We start from the raw sequence: 295 nt of genomic DNA, 5'->3' as shown, positions 1-295 counted from the left end.
CACCCCTATTCGATATATGCTCTTCTGCAGGCACGAGGAGACGCGAGTATTCCGATTGTCTTTGACTCTCAGAATGTCGAGCTTCAGCAAAAAGCTTCTGTCCTTGAGCGCTTTCCACATCTGTTGAAAGTTGTTCGGGATGTGGAGGAAACGGCACTCTTGAAGTCGCAGCATGTGATCGCTTGCACACCCAATGATGCGAACGCTTTCGCTGACGAATACGGTTTAGACGCCGGACAAATTACGATCATTGAGAACGGTGTAGATGCGCTTGGGGTACCTCATGTGCCGGAAA

At 49.8% G+C, this 295-nt stretch carries 1 protein-coding gene; it reads left to right on the top strand.

Going from position 1 to position 295, the window contains the following annotated elements:
- Window positions 1–295: glycosyltransferase family 4 protein (locus tag ON062_RS13680; RefSeq protein WP_274647695.1), on the top strand; the 295-nt coding region annotated here is incomplete at both ends.

Origin of the sequence: Microbacterium sp. C7(2022) (assembly GCF_028823665.1) — a bacterium.
Taxonomy (GTDB): Bacteria; Actinomycetota; Actinomycetes; order Actinomycetales; family Microbacteriaceae; genus Microbacterium.
The sequence above is the reverse complement of the archived record's forward strand: the minus strand, read 5'-3'. Positions and strand labels throughout refer to the sequence as shown.